Source organism: Tardiphaga sp. (assembly GCF_041424195.1).
Lineage (GTDB): Bacteria > Pseudomonadota > Alphaproteobacteria > Rhizobiales > Xanthobacteraceae > Tardiphaga.
This window is the reverse complement of sequence record NZ_JBGMOE010000211.1, coordinates 1-15,640: the sequence shown is the minus strand read 5'-3', so window position 1 is coordinate 15,640 and position 15,640 is coordinate 1. Positions and strand designations below refer to the sequence as shown.

12 protein-coding genes and 1 tRNA gene are annotated in these 15,640 nt (G+C 62.1%); 8 read left to right on the top strand and 5 right to left on the bottom strand.

Features of this window, described 5'->3' with window-relative positions:
* Positions 1-58 precede the first annotated feature (58 nt).
* The 3 genes from ACEK02_RS29575 to fabF all read left to right on the top strand — a co-directional run bounded on the left by ACEK02_RS29575 (position 59) and on the right by fabF (position 3,927).
* A complete protein-coding gene (locus tag ACEK02_RS29575; protein WP_371425006.1) occupies positions 59-1,255 on the top strand; it encodes an acetyl-CoA C-acyltransferase in 1,197 nt (398 codons plus the stop codon).
* A 74-nt stretch (positions 1,256-1,329) separates the two neighbouring features.
* Positions 1,330-2,613 carry an MFS transporter gene (locus tag ACEK02_RS29570; protein WP_371425005.1) on the top strand — a complete coding sequence of 428 codons (1,284 nt, stop codon included), beginning with the start codon at positions 1,330-1,332 and terminating at the stop codon, positions 2,611-2,613.
* Positions 2,614-2,664: 51 nt separating this feature from the next.
* Complete coding sequence (gene fabF / locus ACEK02_RS29565; protein ID WP_371425004.1) at positions 2,665-3,927, top strand: beta-ketoacyl-ACP synthase II; 1,263 nt, start codon at positions 2,665-2,667, stop codon at positions 3,925-3,927.
* Positions 3,928-3,935: 8 nt separating this feature from the next.
* On the opposite strand, the gene ACEK02_RS29560 is transcribed toward fabF, so the two are convergent.
* Both ACEK02_RS29560 and ACEK02_RS29555 read right to left on the bottom strand, forming a co-directional pair.
* Positions 3,936-5,492: an acyl-CoA carboxylase subunit beta gene (locus ACEK02_RS29560; RefSeq protein ID WP_371425003.1), complete on the bottom strand. Its 1,557-nt coding sequence runs from the start codon at positions 5,490-5,492 to the stop codon at positions 3,936-3,938.
* Positions 5,422-6,390 (bottom strand): IclR family transcriptional regulator, encoded by a 969-nt coding sequence (locus ACEK02_RS29555; RefSeq protein WP_371425002.1) that lies wholly within the window; start codon positions 6,388-6,390, stop codon positions 5,422-5,424. Before ACEK02_RS29555 ends, ACEK02_RS29560 begins: the two co-directional genes overlap by 71 nt.
* Positions 6,391-6,628: 238 nt before the next feature.
* On the opposite strand from ACEK02_RS29555, the gene ACEK02_RS29550 reads away from it, so the two are divergent.
* From ACEK02_RS29550 to ACEK02_RS29540, 3 genes are all read left to right on the top strand, one after another.
* Complete coding sequence (locus ACEK02_RS29550) at positions 6,629-6,850, top strand: acetyl-CoA carboxylase biotin carboxyl carrier protein subunit (RefSeq protein WP_371425001.1); 222 nt, start codon at positions 6,629-6,631, stop codon at positions 6,848-6,850.
* 178 nt (positions 6,851-7,028) lie between these two features.
* On the top strand, positions 7,029-8,180 hold the full coding sequence (locus tag ACEK02_RS29545; protein ID WP_371425000.1) for a TAXI family TRAP transporter solute-binding subunit: 1,152 nt from the start codon (positions 7,029-7,031) through the stop codon (positions 8,178-8,180).
* A gap of 49 nt (positions 8,181-8,229) precedes the next feature.
* On the top strand, positions 8,230-10,305 hold the full coding sequence (locus ACEK02_RS29540) for a TRAP transporter permease (RefSeq protein ID WP_371424999.1): 2,076 nt from the start codon (positions 8,230-8,232) through the stop codon (positions 10,303-10,305).
* Between the two features lie 31 nt (positions 10,306-10,336).
* On the opposite strand, the gene ACEK02_RS29535 is transcribed toward ACEK02_RS29540, so the two are convergent.
* A complete protein-coding gene (locus ACEK02_RS29535) occupies positions 10,337-10,789 on the bottom strand; it encodes a hypothetical protein (protein WP_371424998.1) in 453 nt (150 codons plus the stop codon).
* A 159-nt stretch (positions 10,790-10,948) separates the two neighbouring features.
* Entirely contained in the window at positions 10,949-12,493 is a 1,545-nt protein-coding gene (gene ilvA / locus ACEK02_RS29530; RefSeq protein ID WP_371424997.1) for a threonine ammonia-lyase, biosynthetic, read from the bottom strand.
* Between the two features lie 198 nt (positions 12,494-12,691).
* Between ilvA and ACEK02_RS29525 the strand changes: the two genes are divergently transcribed.
* Positions 12,692-13,765, top strand: a complete 1,074-nt coding sequence (locus ACEK02_RS29525; RefSeq protein WP_371424996.1) for an acyltransferase family protein — start codon at positions 12,692-12,694, stop codon at positions 13,763-13,765.
* On the opposite strand, the gene ACEK02_RS29520 is transcribed toward ACEK02_RS29525, so the two are convergent.
* Positions 13,762-15,204, bottom strand: a complete 1,443-nt coding sequence (locus ACEK02_RS29520) for an O-antigen ligase domain-containing protein (protein ID WP_371424995.1) — start codon at positions 15,202-15,204, stop codon at positions 13,762-13,764. The two genes, ACEK02_RS29525 and ACEK02_RS29520, sit on opposite strands and share 4 nt — an antisense overlap.
* A gap of 312 nt (positions 15,205-15,516) precedes the next feature.
* Here ACEK02_RS29520 and ACEK02_RS29515 point away from each other — a divergent pair.
* Positions 15,517-15,593: transfer RNA gene (locus ACEK02_RS29515), tRNA-Arg, on the top strand.
* Positions 15,594-15,640 lie beyond the last annotated feature (47 nt).

The following is a 15,640-nucleotide window of genomic DNA, read 5'->3' as shown; positions in this document are numbered from 1 at the left end:
CGCATCATATGATGAGTGTCATTCAAATGATCCGCGCTTGCCCGAAGGAGCCTCCATCATGTCCGCAGCTTCAGATCCGGTCGTCATCGTCTCGGCCACCCGCACCCCGCTCGGCCGCTTCCAGGGCGAACTGTCGTCCTTCTCCGGCCACAAGCTCGGCAGCCACGTTATCGGTGCCGCCGTGGCACGCGCGAAACTGACGTCCGAGCGCATCGACGAAGTCTTCATGGGCTGCGTACTTCCCGCGGGCCAGGGCCAGGCCCCGGCCCGCCAGGCCGCCCGCGGTGCCAAGCTGCCGGATGCCACCGGCGCCACGACGATCAACAAGGTCTGCGGCTCCGGTATGAAGGCGACCATGCTCGCCCACGACATCATCCGTGCCGGTTCTGCGGAAATCGTCGTCTCCGGCGGCATGGAGAGCATGACCAACGCGCCCTATCTGCTGCAGAAGGCGCGTGGCGGTTACCGAGTCGGCCATGATCGCATCATCGATCACATGCTGATGGACGGTCTGGAGGATGCCTATGAAGTCGGTCGTTCCATGGGTGATTTCGGCGAGGCCACTGCGGAGGCCTATCAGTTCACGCGTGGGGATCAGGACGCCTATGCGATCGAAACGCTGACGCGTGCACGTAATGCGGTGGAGAGCGGCGCATTCAGGGCCGAGATCACACCACTGAGCATTGTCGAGAAGGCCGGGGCACGCGAGATCGCCAATGACGAACATCCGCTGAAGGTTGATCCCGCCAAGATCCCGAACCTCAAACCGGCCTTCCGCAGCAACGGCACCATCACGCCCGCTGCTTCGTCCGCCAATGCCGATGGCGCTGCTGCCCTCGTGCTGACCAAACGCTCCCTCGTGGATCGCGAGGGCCTGCCCGCGCTGGCCGTGATCCATGGTCATGCGACGCATAGCCAGGAGCCGCAATGGTTCACCACCGCGCCAATCCCGGCGATCCGCAAGCTGCTCGATAAAGTCGGCTGGAGCGTGGACGATGTCGATCTGTTCGAGATCAACGAAGCCTTCGCAGTGGTGCCGATGGCCGCGCAACGCGATCTTGGAATCCCCCGCGACAAGCTTAACGTCAATGGCGGTGCCTGCGCGCTCGGCCATCCCATTGGCGCGACCGGCGCGCGACTGATTGTGACGCTGCTGCACGCGCTGGAAGCCAGAGGCCTGCAACGCGGCGTCGCAGCGCTATGCATCGGCGGCGGTGAAGCGACCGCCATTGCCATCGAACGCATCGTTCGCTGAGCCGCTTTTCCCAGATATGATCGTCGCGGCGATGGTCGCCGCGACGCCTATTCTCATTGATTGCAGGCAACCCGATGATTTCCGGATGGCTCTCCGCTGCCCTTGCTCGCCGCAATATCCATTACGGATGGGCGATGATCGCCGTAACCTTCGTAACAGCGCTGGTCAGCGCCGCCGCGGTGGGTGCGCCCGGCGTGTTCATCGTGCCGTTGCAGAAGGAATTCGGCTGGAGCACCGCCGAGATTTCCTCGGCCATGTCGATCCGCTTTGTATTGTTCGGCTTGATGGCGCCCTTCGCTGCAGCGCTGATGAACCGCTACGGTCTGCGCAACGTCACACTCATGGCCCTGCTCGTCGTCGCTGCCAGCCTCATACTGTCCCTCGGGATGACGCAAGTCTGGCAACTGATGGCGCTTTGGGGCGTCGCAGTCGGAATCGGCACTGGCATGACTGCGCTGGTCCTCGGCGCCACGGTCGCTGCGCGCTGGTTTAACGCACGCCGTGGTCTCGTCGTTGGCATCCTCACAGCGAGCGCTGCGACTGGCCAGCTAATCTTCCTGCCGATCCTCGCCAGCATCACCGAGCACAGCAACTGGCGCTGGGCACTGGCGCTGATGTGCGTGATGCTGGCCGTAGCCGCTCTCGGCGTGCTGCTGGTGATGCGCGATCGTCCAAGCGACATTGGTATTCGCCCCTATGGCGACACCAGCACCGAACCGCCGGTCGCTCCGGCACCGAACAACTCGCCGATCATGGCCGCCGCCCTTGGCGCGCTGCGCGATGCCGCCAAGACCAAGGTGTTCTGGATCCTGTTCGCGACTTTCTTCATCTGCGGTGCCAGCACAAACGGGCTGGTGCAGGTTCACCTGATCCCGATGTGCCTCGACTTCGGCATTCCGCAGATTCAGGCAGCCGGGCTGCTTGCAGCGATGGGAGTGTTCGATTTCGTCGGCACCATCGCGTCGGGCTGGCTCTCCGATCGCTACGACAACCGTTACCTGCTGTTCTGGTATTATGGCCTGCGCGGCCTCTCGCTGGTGGCGCTCCCATTTACCGACTTCTCGTTCTATGGCCTGTCGCTGTTTGCGCTGTTCTATGGCCTGGACTGGATTGCCACGGTGCCGCCGACCGTGCGGCTTACGGCGTCGAAGTTTGGACCTGAACGCGCGGGTCTGGTATTCGGCTGGATCTTCGCCGGCCATCAGTTGGGCGCAGCAACGGCGGCATTCGGCGCTGGCCTGTCGCGCACGGTCCTGCTCAGCTATCTGCCTGCCTTTTTTGCGGCAGGTGCGCTATGTATTGTTGCAGCGCTGATCGTGCTGGGGATTTCAAGGGACAAGAAGGTCGCGACCGCCTGATCCCCGCAGGATTCAGGCTGCTCGGCACTCATATCAGAACGGGAATGCATTATGCGCCGCGTTGTAATTACGGGGATGGGAGCGGTATCGCCGCTCGGTTGCGGCGTCGAGATCAACTGGTCGCGGCTACTCGCCGGTCAATCCGGTATCCGCCTGTTACCGGAAGCCATGACCACTGATCTCGCCGCCAAGGTCGGCGGCCAGGTGCCCGACATTGCGGACGATCCGGAAGGCGGTTTCGATCCTGACAAGGCGGCGCCGCGCAAGGATCAGAAGAAGATGGATCGCTTCATCCTGTTTGCGCTGATGGCCGCCGATGAGGCCATCGCGCAGGCAGGCTGGACGCCGGAGAACGCACGAGAACGCCAGCGCACGGCCACGATCATCGCCTCCGGTATCGGCGGCTTTCCGGCGATTGCCGATGCAGTCCGTACTACCGATACAAAAGGCATTCGTCGGCTGTCGCCGTTCACCGTGCCCTCATTCCTGGTCAATCTCGCCGCCGGCCACATCTCGATCCGTTACGGCTTCGAGGGCGCGCTCGGCGCGCCGGTCACAGCTTGTGCGGCGGGCGTCCAAGCCATCGGCGACGCGGCCCGTCTCATTCGCTCCGGCGAGGCGGATGTCGCCATCGCCGGCGGGGCTGAAGCGTGCATCGACCGCGTGAGCCTCGGCGGATTCGCCGCCGCTCGCGCGCTCTCCACCGACTTCGTTGCCAATCCGGAACGCGCCTCGCGTCCGTTCGATCGCGACCGCGACGGCTTTGTCATGGGCGAAGGCGCCGGAGTCGTGGTGCTCGAAGAACTCGACCATGCTCTGGCACGTGGCGCCAAGCCGATCGCCGAACTGATCGGCTATGGCACCACGTCCGATGCGTTCCACATGACCGCCGGTCGCGAGGATGGCGACGGCGCCAAGCGCGCCATGGAGATCGCGCTGGCGCAAGCCAATATCGCGCCGGGTGACGTCCAGCATCTCAACGCTCACGCAACATCAACGCCGGTCGGCGATCATGGCGAACTCGAAGCCATCAAAACCATCTTCGGCACGACTGGCGGGGTCGCTGTCAGTTCGACCAAATCCGCCACGGGCCACCTGCTCGGTGCAGCCGGGGGGCTTGAGGCGGTCTACGCGATCCTCGCACTGCGTGACCAGATCGCTCCGGCCACGCTCAATCTCGAACATCCCGATCCCTCTGCCGAGGGCATCGACCTGATCCGCGGCAAGGCACGGCCGATGGCCATCGAGCACGCGATGTCGAACGGCTTCGGCTTTGGCGGCGTAAACGCCACGATCGTGCTGCGGCGAATTTAGGCCGCAGCTTACGGCCGCATCGCCAGCCGCGACGGACCAGCCGTTCGGAGCGGTTCAGCAAGACGCGCAAACTCACACAGCAGCGAACGTGTCTTCATCGGGTTGATGACTTCCTCGACCCAGAACTTTTCAGCCGAACGGAACGGCGAACGCAGTTTGTTGAGGCGGTCCTCGATTTCCTGCTGCTTGGCCTTGGGATCCTCCGCCGCTTCGATCTCCGCCCGATACGCAGCCTCGATGCCGCCTTCCAGCGGCAGCGACCCCCAATAGGCCGAGGGCCATGCGTAACGCATCGAGAACCGGTTGGCCGGCTGATGCACCACGCCGGCGACGCCGAACGCGTTGCGGATGATGATCGTGCACCACGGCACCGTCGTCTGATTGACAGCCGCCATGGCACGCACACCGTGGCGGATGGTCGCAGCCTTCTCCGCGTCGAGCCCGATCATGAAGCCCGGGCAATCCATCAGATAAACAACGGGCAGATGGAATGTCTCGGCAAGATCGACGAAGCGGACCACTTTCTGGCACGCTTCCGCGGTCCATGATCCGCCATAGTGAAACGGATCGCTCGCAAGCACGAGCACCGCGCGACCTTCCAGGCGCGCAAAGCCCGTGATGATCGGCCGGCCAAAATTGGCCGACATCTCGAAGAACGAGCCCTTGTCGAACACAGCGTCAATGATCGGCCGCATCTTGTAGACCTGCCGGCGATTGCGCGGCACGGCCTTCAAAAGCGACTCTTCCGCTCGTTCGGGGTCGTCATGACAATCAATCGTCGGCGGCAGCCCGTAAACCGAGGACGGCAGATATGACAGAAAGCGGCGCGCGCAGGCGAACGCCTCTTCCTCGGTCTCGACCGCATGATCGACACCGCCGGCACGTGTCTGGATGTCCGAGCCGCCGAGCTCTTTCTTGTCCAGCGACTGCCCCAGGCGCGCCACCACCGGCGGCCCGGCAACGAACATCGCCGAATTCTTGGTCATCACCGAATAGTGGCTCGCGGCAAGGCGCGCGGCGCCAAGGCCAGCCACCGAACCGAGGCCCAATCCGACCACCGGCACCTGCGCCATATTGGCGAGCGTATACCAGTATGAACGCGTGCCGCCGATGCCGCCCGGCAGGTTGGCTGCACCGCGCGTCTCGATTGTTTTCACCGAGCCGCCACCGCCCGAGCCTTCGATCACGCGAATGATCGGCAGCCGCAATTCGTGAGCCATCTCCTCGGCCATCAGCGGCTTGGCAGAAATGGACGCATCGGCAGAGCCGCCACGCACGGTGAAATCGTCACCGACCACGACAACAGGCCGGCCGTCGATCTTGCCGCGGCCGAATACGCAATTCGCCGGCGTAAGATGCTTCAACTCACCGGACGCATCGTATTCTCCGATGCCGGAGACCGCGCCGACCTCGTGAAAACTCTTCGCGTCGATCAGTCTGTCGATACGCTCACGAACCGTGAGCCGGCCCTGGTCATGCTGTCGCTTGACCTTGTCAGCGCCCCCCATCTCCCGCGCGAAGGCTTCGCGCCGGGCGAGGTCGTCGAGTTCCGGCTTCCAGTTCATTCATTCCCTCCGGGAGCATTTTCTTCTGAGTTGTTGGCGCGGGAGGCGCATCTGGAACAGGCGCGCTGGTCAGGCCGCTATCTGCATTCTGAACCATCATGCCGATCGTGCTGCTGAGCTGACGCAGGATGGGAGCGATCTCGTCCTGCAGACGCTGCTCGTCATACATCGCGGCAAGCAGCCCGATGGTAACAACCACATAGGTCTGGTACTGCGGCGACCAGATCGGCGTCGCAATGCCCGTGATATGCGGCGTCCAAAGTCCGCCTGCGAGAACGTAGCCGTTGTCACGCAGACATTCGCGATTGCTCGCGATCTTGCCGCGCAGGATGTTGGCGTCCTCGGGCATTTCGCGCGCGATATCGTTGATCAACGCATTACCGACATCTTCATCAAGCGCTGCAGTGTAGGCGTGGCCGGCTGCAGTTCGGCCCATGGCAATTCGGCTGCCGGTAGTTGAATGCAGTCCAAGCGCGTGATCGGCGCGGGCGTATTCGAGATAGACCATGTGGAAACGATCGGGAATCGTGAAGCCGATCGTGCCAGGTACCTGCTCCGCCACTTCCTGCAGACGCAAGCGGATCAGGTTGCGCACCTGAAGCCCGCGCATCATCGAAGCGCTCATCGCCACTGCACTCGATCCGATGCGATACTTCTGATCGCCGGGCAGATAAGCGAGCTGGCCCATGCGCGTCAGTGTATGAGTCAGGCGCGACACGGTGGAGCGCGGCAGACCGCAGCGATTGGAGATTTCGAGATTGCCGAGCCGGGCATCATGGCCCTCGAAGCAGCGAAGAATATCAAAGGCGCGCGAGACCACCTGGATCACATCGCCGTCGCCAGCCAGATCGCTGGCGAGCATGCCCTGCTTGCTGAGCCGTTCCGAACGTCGTCCCATAATGCGTTTCCCTTAAGACGACGCATCTCACGGGGAGCCAATCTGTTGGATTGCCCCGATGTGCGCCGCCGTCCCATTCCACTCTGCGGAATTATATTCCACTTGCGAGCTACGCTACCTCAGGCAATCTGCGGCGACAACACCAAGCTGCTCGTTTCTTTTCATCCTTACGGATTGTCCGGTCGCGTCGGCGCTACACCTATAGCGAGCAGCCGCCCGGGTGATCGCGGAGAACATCATGCCAGAGATCAAGATCCTCAGCGAAGTCGCCGGCCGCATCTGCTCGCTACCGCTCGCAACCGGCGATTCCGTGAACGAAGGCGACGAAGTGGCATTCGTCGAAGCCATGAAGATGGAAATTCCCGTCGCCTCTCCCACCGCCGGCAAGATCAAATCGATTCTTGTCGCGATCGATGACGTGGTGGCGGAAGGACAACTGCTCGGGACCGTCGAGACATGAGCAGAAATGCCGTGATGACTCGGACGGCCTCGCAGATGTGCTGCGGCATTCTGTCTGAGAGGGCCTCCAATCCAATCGCCTGGCGAACGGCTCAGGACATTGCCACCGCCTGACGGCGATGACATGATCGCCGAACAATAAAAAGCAATTCGCAAAGCGAATGCATTGGGAGGGAAACATGCTTCACCGGCTCATCGCGCTGGCGTCTGTTGCTGTGCTCGGCAGCAGCAGCGCTGTCTGCGCACAAGACGTCAAACTTCCACCAACCATGGCGGTCACCGCCTACGACACCGGCACTGCCGGCTTCAACATCGCCGTCGCTGTCGGCAAGATGATGAAGGACAAATATTCGACCGATGTCCGTGTGCTTCCCGCCGGCAATGACGTCGCACGTCTCGCACCATTGCGCGCCGGTCGCGCGCTGGCTTCGGCCATGGGTTCAGGATCGTATTTCGCGCAGGAAGGCGTGTTCGAATTCGGCGCCAAGGAATGGGGCCCGCAGCCGCTGCAGGTTTTGCTTGGCACCACAGACTGCAATGGCGGTTCGGTCGGCGTCGCCAAGGACACGGGCATCACCCAGATCAAGGAACTGCGCGGGAAGCGTCTCGGCTTTGTGGTCGGATCCCCTGCACTCAATCAGAACGCGCTCGCCATCATCGCCTTCGCCGGTCTCACGCAGAAGGACGTCAAGGTCGTCGAATTCGCCAGCTACGGCGCCATGTGGAAGGGCATCATCAACAACGATGCAGATGCCGGCTTCGCAACGACGATTACCGGCCCTGCCCGCGAACTGGAAAACTCGCCGCGCGGCATCATCTGGCCGCCGCTGCCGCATGCCGACAAGGAAGGTTGGGCGCGCGTTCAAAAGGTTGGCGCATTCTTCACGCCGATGATGGCGACCTGCGGCGCAGGCATTTCGGCGGACAAGCCGATCGAGATGGGCACCTACCCTTATCCGATATTCGTGACCTATGGCTCGCAATCGCCGGACGCGATCTATCCGATCGTCAAGGCGATGATCCTGAATTACGACGCGTACAAGGATGGCGCGCCGGGTGCAGGCGGTCTCGCTGCCAATCGCCAGACGATGAAATGGGTCGTACCGTTCCATCCCGGCGCCGTGAAGGCGATGAAGGAGGCCGGTAACTGGACCGATGAAGACCAGAAGCACAATGACGGCCTGTTCAAGCGACAGGACGTGCTGAAGGCTGCATGGGCGGATTACGCCAAAGCCAATGCCTCACTGGGCGAGAAGGACTTTCTCGAAGGGTGGATGACGGCGCGTGCCGCTGCTCTCGCCAAGGCCAACATGCCGAACGGCTTCGAATAAGCCTGCGCTGACGGGCGCGCGGACCTCTCAAGATATTCCGGGATTTTTCATGTCTAACATCTCCTCCCCGGACTTGACGTCCGCGTCGCCGTCCGCCCCCAAACGGATCGAATTCGAAGATCCGCATGCCGGCATCGGCAACATGCAGGAGGCGGAGGTCACCCGCGTCCGCGTGTTGCGCGGAGGTTGGCGCTGGGCCCTGATCGCAGCCACGGCCTCGACGATCCTGCTGTGTATCAACCAGCAATTCACACTGCGCTTCTTCGTCGATTACACGCAGCTCAACACCGAATATTTCTATCTGCTCATCGCACTGATGTTACCGTTCACATTCCTGATTTTTCCGAACTCGGGAAAATCGCCGCTCGATCGCATCCCCTGGTATGACCTCGTCCTGTTTGTCGCGACGTTCTGTGCGGCGATCTGGCTGATGCTGAACATCCGCAAGGCCGCGATGGCGGGCTGGGAATCCGACGGCGCGCCGACCAATGTGATTGCCGCCGGCCTCGTAATGTGGGCCGTGTTGATGGAAGCGCTGCGCCGCACCGGCGGCTGGAGCCTCCTGCTGAGTGTCTTCCCCTTTACGGTGTATCCGCTGTTTGCCGAATCCAGTTGGCTCGGACCATTTCGGGGATCGCAACTGACGCTCGACCAGACTACCGCCTATCACGTGCTGTCAGGCGAGAGCCTGCTCGGCATCCCGATCCAGGCCTTTGCCGATACCGTCATAGGCTTCCTCGTCTTTGGCACCGCGCTGATGATGACTGGCGCTGGCAAGTTCTTCATCAACATTGCCTTCGCGCTCTGCGGGACCTTCCGCGGTGGTGCCGCCAAAGTCTGCATCTTTGCATCCGGTCTGCTCGGCATGATGTCCGGCTCGATTATCTCCAACGTGCTGACCGCCGGCACCATGACGATCCCCGTCATGAAGAAGAGCGGATTTCGCGCGTCCTATGCCGCTGCCATCGAGGCCTGCGCTTCCACGGGCGCGGTGCTGGCACCGCCCGTGATGGGCGCAACCGCCTTCGTCATCGCCCAGTTCCTGAATGTCAGCTACGCCGACGTAGCGCTGGCTGCCATTATTCCGGCTGTGCTGTTCTATGTCGGCCTGTTCATGCAGGTGGACGCCTACGCTGCACGTCACAAGCTCGAAGGCATCCCGCGCTCGGAGCTGCCGAAGATCAAGGATACGATCAAGGACGGCTGGTATTATATCTTTGTTATCGCGCTGCTGATCGTGATGCTGCTGTATTTCAAACGCGAAAGCCATGCGCCGTTCTACGCCACCGCGCTCCTGCTGGTGCTGAACCAGCTGTTTTCCAAGGACACCCGCTGGACCATGGGCACGGTCTCGAAATTCCTCGAGGTCAATGGTCGCACCTTCGTCGAACTGATCGGTATCCTTGCCGGCTGCGGACTGTTGATCGGCGCCTTCTCCATGACCGGCGTCGTCTCCAGCCTCGCCAACGACCTGCTGCGCATCGCCGGCGGCGATGCCTTCCTGCTGCTGCTGATGTGCGCCCTCACCAGCCTGATCCTCGGCCTCGGACTGACGACGACGGCCTGCTACATCTTCCTTGCGATCCTGGTCGCGCCCGCGCTGGAGAAACTCGGCCTTAATCGCATGGCCGTGCATATGTTCATCTTCTATTGGGGAATGCTGTCGTCGATCACGCCACCCGTGGCCATCGCATCATTTGCCGCGGCGGGTATAGCAGGCTCACCGGCGATGAAGACCGGCTGGGAGAGCATGTGGGTTGGCAGCATCATCTACTTCATCCCGTTCTTCTTTGTCATGAACCCGGCTCTCGTGCTGCAGGGCGACGCCCCCTATCTCACGGGCCTTGGTCTGATGACGCTGGCCGGCATTGGGACGCTGTTCATCTGCGGCGGCATTCAGGGCTATCAGGCTTTCGTCGGCGATCTCAGCCGGGCCGGCACCATGGAGTGGCCGCTACGCATATTGCTGGTCATTGGCGGCTTCATGCTGGCCACGCCAGGCGGCGGCATCAATCCGCTGTCGCAGTGGCAGATCACGGGGCTAGCGCTCTGCGTACTGGCACCAACGATCCTGGCGGCGCTGGCGCTGATCAAGCGTAGCCCGACACGGCTGGCGGTGTCATGAGATGGTGGCGTTAGCGGCGTAGCGATGGCAGCTAGAAGAACTCTTCCGGGCAGGGATCGACGATCTTCCAGAGATCCATGCCGTTCTTGATCTTCTTCATCTCGGGGGTGAGACCGCCGTTGCGCGCGAGCCAGGCTTTCACCGGCGGCGGATAATAGGCCATCAGGTCCGAGGTGCCCTCGTAGCTGATCACCTTCATGCCGAAGGTGAAGGCCTTGTCGTAATAGGCCTGATGGAAGCCGAGGCTGGCGCGCGGCGTCACGCAGACCTTGTTCATCGGCACGATGCCGAACACCAGGGTGCAGGCCGAATTGCAGATGCCGTCGATGATGACCCGCTCCTTGCGGTCGCGGATGCGCTCATACTTGGCCTTGTATTCCTCGACATAGCCGCCGTGGTCCCGGGTGATGCGCAAATCAGCCTTGGCCGGGGCCACAGACAGCACCAGCAGGGACGTCAGGACAGGCAGCAGCGAAAGACGCATCGCGTGATGAAACCGGTAAGGGACCCCAAGCCAACGCCCGTTCCGGCATCAGCACACCGCCCGACTCTCGCCGGACAGTGCTAGTATTCCGTTAAGCATCGGCTTTGAGCGAAAAAAAGGCAGGAAACCGGCCCTGCCTCACTCTCTGCCCCACCCAGCCTAGCCGTTCAGGAACATCCGGTAGACCGGATTTTGTGTTTCGTCCTCATAGGGATAGCCGAGCGAGGTCAGCCGCCGCGTCAGGGTCGGCCGGTCGGCCTGGGGGACTTCAATCCCAACCAGTACCCGGCCGTAATCCGCACCGTGGTTACGGTAGTGAAACAGCGTGATGTTCCAGTCCGCGCCCATCTGGTCGAGGAATTTCAGCAACGCGCCCGGACGCTCCGGGAACTCGAAACGCAGGATAACCTCGTCCCGCAAAGCGGGCGGTGCTCGCCCGCCAACCATATAGCGGATGTGCAGCTTGGCGGTCTCGTCCGCACTGATGTCCAGCACCTTGTAACCGAGCGCCTGCAATTGCCCGATCAGCTCGCCCTTGTCGTTCTTGGCGTCGCTCAGCTTCAGGCCAACGAAGACATTGGCTTCCTTGGCATCGGCGTAGCGATAGTTGAACTCGGTAATGTTGTGATTGCCGATGGTCTGGATGAAGCGGCGATAGCTGCCGGGCTCCTCCGGAATAGTGACGCCCAACAGGATCTCGCGAGCCTCACCGACCTCGGCACGCTCTGCGACGTGCCGCAGGCGATCGAAATTCATGTTGGCGCCACTGTTGATGGCAACCAGCGCACCGGTGCGCGTGGGATTGTTCGCGGCATAGCTCTTCAGTCCCGCCAGCGCCAAGGCGCCGGCCGGCTCCGCGATCACGCGCATATCCTCGAAAATATCCTTGATGGCAGCGCACATCTCGTCGGTGTCGGCCGTGATCACGTCGTCGAGCAATTCGCGGCAGAGACGGAATGTTTCGACGCCGGCCTGGCGCACAGCAACACCATCGGCGAACAAACCGACGCGATTGAGGACGACCCGCTCGCCTGCATCTATCGCGGCTTTCATCGACGCGGCATCGACTGGCTCGACACCGATAACCTTGGTCTCCGGGCGCAGGAACTTGATGAAGGAGGCAACGCCAGCCGCAAGACCGCCGCCGCCGATCGGCACGAACACCGCCTCGATCGGATCGGGATGCTGCTGCAGGATTTCCATGCCGATGGTGCCCTGCCCCGCGATCACGTCGGGATCGTCATAGGGATGCACGAAGGTCAGCTTCTGCTCGGCCTCGAGCTTGCGCGCATGCGCCGCGGCCTCGTCGAACGTGTCGCCGAACAGCACGGCATTGCCGCCCCAATATCTGACGGCATCGATCTTGATCGGCGGCGTGGTCACCGGCATCACGATGGTTGCCTTGATCCCGAGCCGCTGCGCCGACAGCGCCACGCCCTGCGCATGATTGCCTGCCGACGCGCAAATCACGCCGGCCGCGCGCTGCTCCGCGGACAGCCCTGCAATGCGGTTGTAGGCCCCCCGAATCTTGAACGAGAATACCGGCTGCAAATCCTCGCGCTTGAGCAGCACGGGGCTACCCATACGCGCGGTCAGCCGAACCATCGGGTCCAGCGGCGTCTGGATCGCGACGTCATAGACGCGGCTGTCCAGGATTTTGCGAACATAGTCAGTCACGAGAGGTCCTTGAGCGTGTAGGCGCACCGACAGAGCACAGAGCTGCGTGCCGGCGGCTTGTCGGGGCAGATGGGCACCGAAATGACCGAGAAATCAAGCCCCGTTTGCGGCTAGACACCTGTGCGGATGGGCACGATTTCCCATATCGGCGTTAACGATGGCGTACCGGTCTCCGCGTATGTTGGCTTGTGGATCCGGATCATTAAAATTAGCGGCGCCCACCCCATGCAAATATCGCCAACGGAACAAGCAGCACCATCACGCCCCCAAAGCGATCGCACGCGCCAGGTCTGGATTGATTTTGCGCGCGGCATAGGCGTCATTCTCGTGGTCTATGGCCACGTGCTCGGCGGCTTGATACCGCCGCATTTGTTTCCTGACGGGCCGCTCGCGCAATGGATGAGCTATACGCTCTATACCTTCCACATGCCGCTGTTCTTCTTTCTCGCGGGCCTGAACGTACAGCACAGCCTCGCACGCGGCGTTCGGCCGTTCCTCGCCAGCAAGGCATGGACGATCGCCTATCCCTACGTGCTCTGGTCGCTGATCCAGGGAAGCGTGATCATGCTGATATCGCGCAACGCGAATATTCCAATCACCACCAGCGACCTCGCGGCAATCTGGTATCGGCCGATAGCACAATTCTGGTTTCTATATGCCCTGATGATTTGCCACGTACTGGCAGTACTCATTCCCAATCGCACCATCATGATTGTCGTCGCGCTCGCTGGCCTGATCATATTCATGCTGTTGCCGATCCGGCCGGATCTTGCGCTTACCATGCATCACCTGCCGTTCTATGTCGCAGGTCTCTACGCAACACGCATCGTGATGGCGTGGCAGCCTCATGGGCGAACGGGCTGGACCATGTTGACCGTGATTGCCGCCGCTTTCGCTGCGGCGGTTGCCATTGGAGGACAGCTCTCCGGCTTCGATGCAAATGGCATAGCGTCGCTTCCGGCATGTATTCTCGGTATCACCAGCGTGGTGCTGCTTTGCAAGTTGCTCAACGAAACACGGCATCGCTGGCTGGCACTCGTCGGCGTCCTGTCCATGACGATCTATGTGCTGCACATCATGGCGGGATCCGGAACGCGGATCATCATGCAGATTCTGCACGTGCCGCCCATGCCGTGGGTCTATCTCCTCGCAGATACCGCCGCCGGCGTGATCTTGCCCATGGTCGCCCATATCGTGTTGCAGCGGCTGAACCTGCTGGCGCCACTCGGGCTGGCGCCACTACCGGGGCGCAAACCTGCAGCCCCTCCGCTTGTCAGCCAGGCGGCCCGATCGGACTAAACTCTGCCTGTCCGGATTCCGGTCCGCGCCTGCTCCAGGGGCATCGCGGCATCCTCGGCAGATTTGACCGTCTGGTCGCGCGGACAGGCCATCGCGAAGATCATCCAGAACAGCGCGGATATCTCACCTGACGAGATACTGGTCAGGGGCAAGTGAATCAGGATGCCGCCGAGCGACAGAGCGCCGAGCACCACGCCTTCTTTGGTCGGCATCCGCCATGCCGCAGAAGTGCTCCAGACCCCGACCCAGATATAGGCTGCCAAACAGAGCAATCCGACGGGAATGCCGAGCGTGAGCCAGCTCGCGATGATCTGGCCATCGACCGGCATGGTGCCCGCGACACCGATATCGGTGAAGCTGAAGCCGGATCCCACCACCATGCTATCGGGCGTATTCCACAACGTTACGAACTCCTCGAGACGTTCGTTGCCGCTGCCGTCTTCGGAGCCGCTGCCCAGCGATTGCAGACGATCGGTGATCACCTCTCCAAAGGGTGTGAACAGGACTGCGGCCATGGCTGCGCCGACGATGCCAAGTCCGGTCGCAAGCGCCCGCCGCCGCGTGGATTGAAACGCCATGCAGAACACCACGGCCACCGCGAGCGCGATCCAGCCGGTCCGATACAGCGACAGCAACAGGCCCAGGGCCGCTGGCGCCAGAGCAATCAAGGACTGCCAGCCCGGTCTCAGAAAGCCCAGCAAGAGCAGTCCCGTTGCGGTGAAGGTCGCGTAAGTGGCGGGCCCGTTCATCGTGCTGAAGACGCGCACCATATAGGGCAGCGGATACCCTGCCGAGAGGATCGAGGCGTAGTTCATCCAGAACCGATCCCAACCCGGCGGATCGACATATTGCCAGATGCCGTAGAGACCTGTCAGCGGCAGCACCACCAGAAAGATACGCGCCATGGCATTGACGAGTTCACCATCGGACCTTGCGCGCTGCTGCAAAACGATGCCGTAAAGCACAGGTGCCGTCCACTTCAACGCACCTGTCGCCGCGCTCATCCAGTCATTCTGGAAAATCGACAGCATGGCACCGTAAGCGATGCAGGCCAGCACGATCGCCGGCGCGATCAGCCAGGGATCGCGCAACTGCTCGCGGGACGACAGCAACGTCCACAGGCTCGGTAACGGCATCAGGATAAACAGCAGCGGCCCGATCAGCATGATGCTGGACGCATCGTAGCCCACCGACACATCGACCACGCGCCGCACGAATGGCGCGAAGGCAAACAGCAGGATGGCCGACTGGATATGGCCCGCAGTGCTGCGTCGCCAGGCCAGCCATCCGGCGGCGGCGCAGCCGACCACGAAGAGCGGCCGCGACAAACTGCCCAGCGCAGGGCCAACCGCTGCCGTGACGATCAGAAGCAGCGCAGTCGGCAGCCACCCGGACAGGACGAAATCCGCCGGACCGGATGTGAGTCGGCCTTGATTCATGAGAGCAGACTATAGCGTTCTCCGGTCGCAAAGAAGCCGCCGGAGCCCGAGCGCGCCAGTCGACAACATCGGCGAAGTCGCGTGACGGCAATTGCGTATCCTCCACCACCAGGCCCGTATCGGCTAGGTCAGAGTTCCGGCCGCTGCCACCTGTCTGGGTCCGGCACCGATCTGCACGCGGCAATGTGGACCGATCGATTGGCGGATATCTGGCCGCCCGTTCCGCGCAGTGCCGGGACGTCGAGCAAAATCGCGCCCCCTCCGTCGCGCGGGGCTAGCTTTTGCGACTTTCGCCGCTATGGTGCCGCCGTCGCACTCGTAGCTCAGCTGGATAGAGCATCGGATTTCGATTCCGAGGGTCGGGCGTTCGAATCGCTCCGAGTGCGCCACTTCCGTGCAAAACTGCGAACGTTTGGGCCCGCATTTTGGTCCCCGG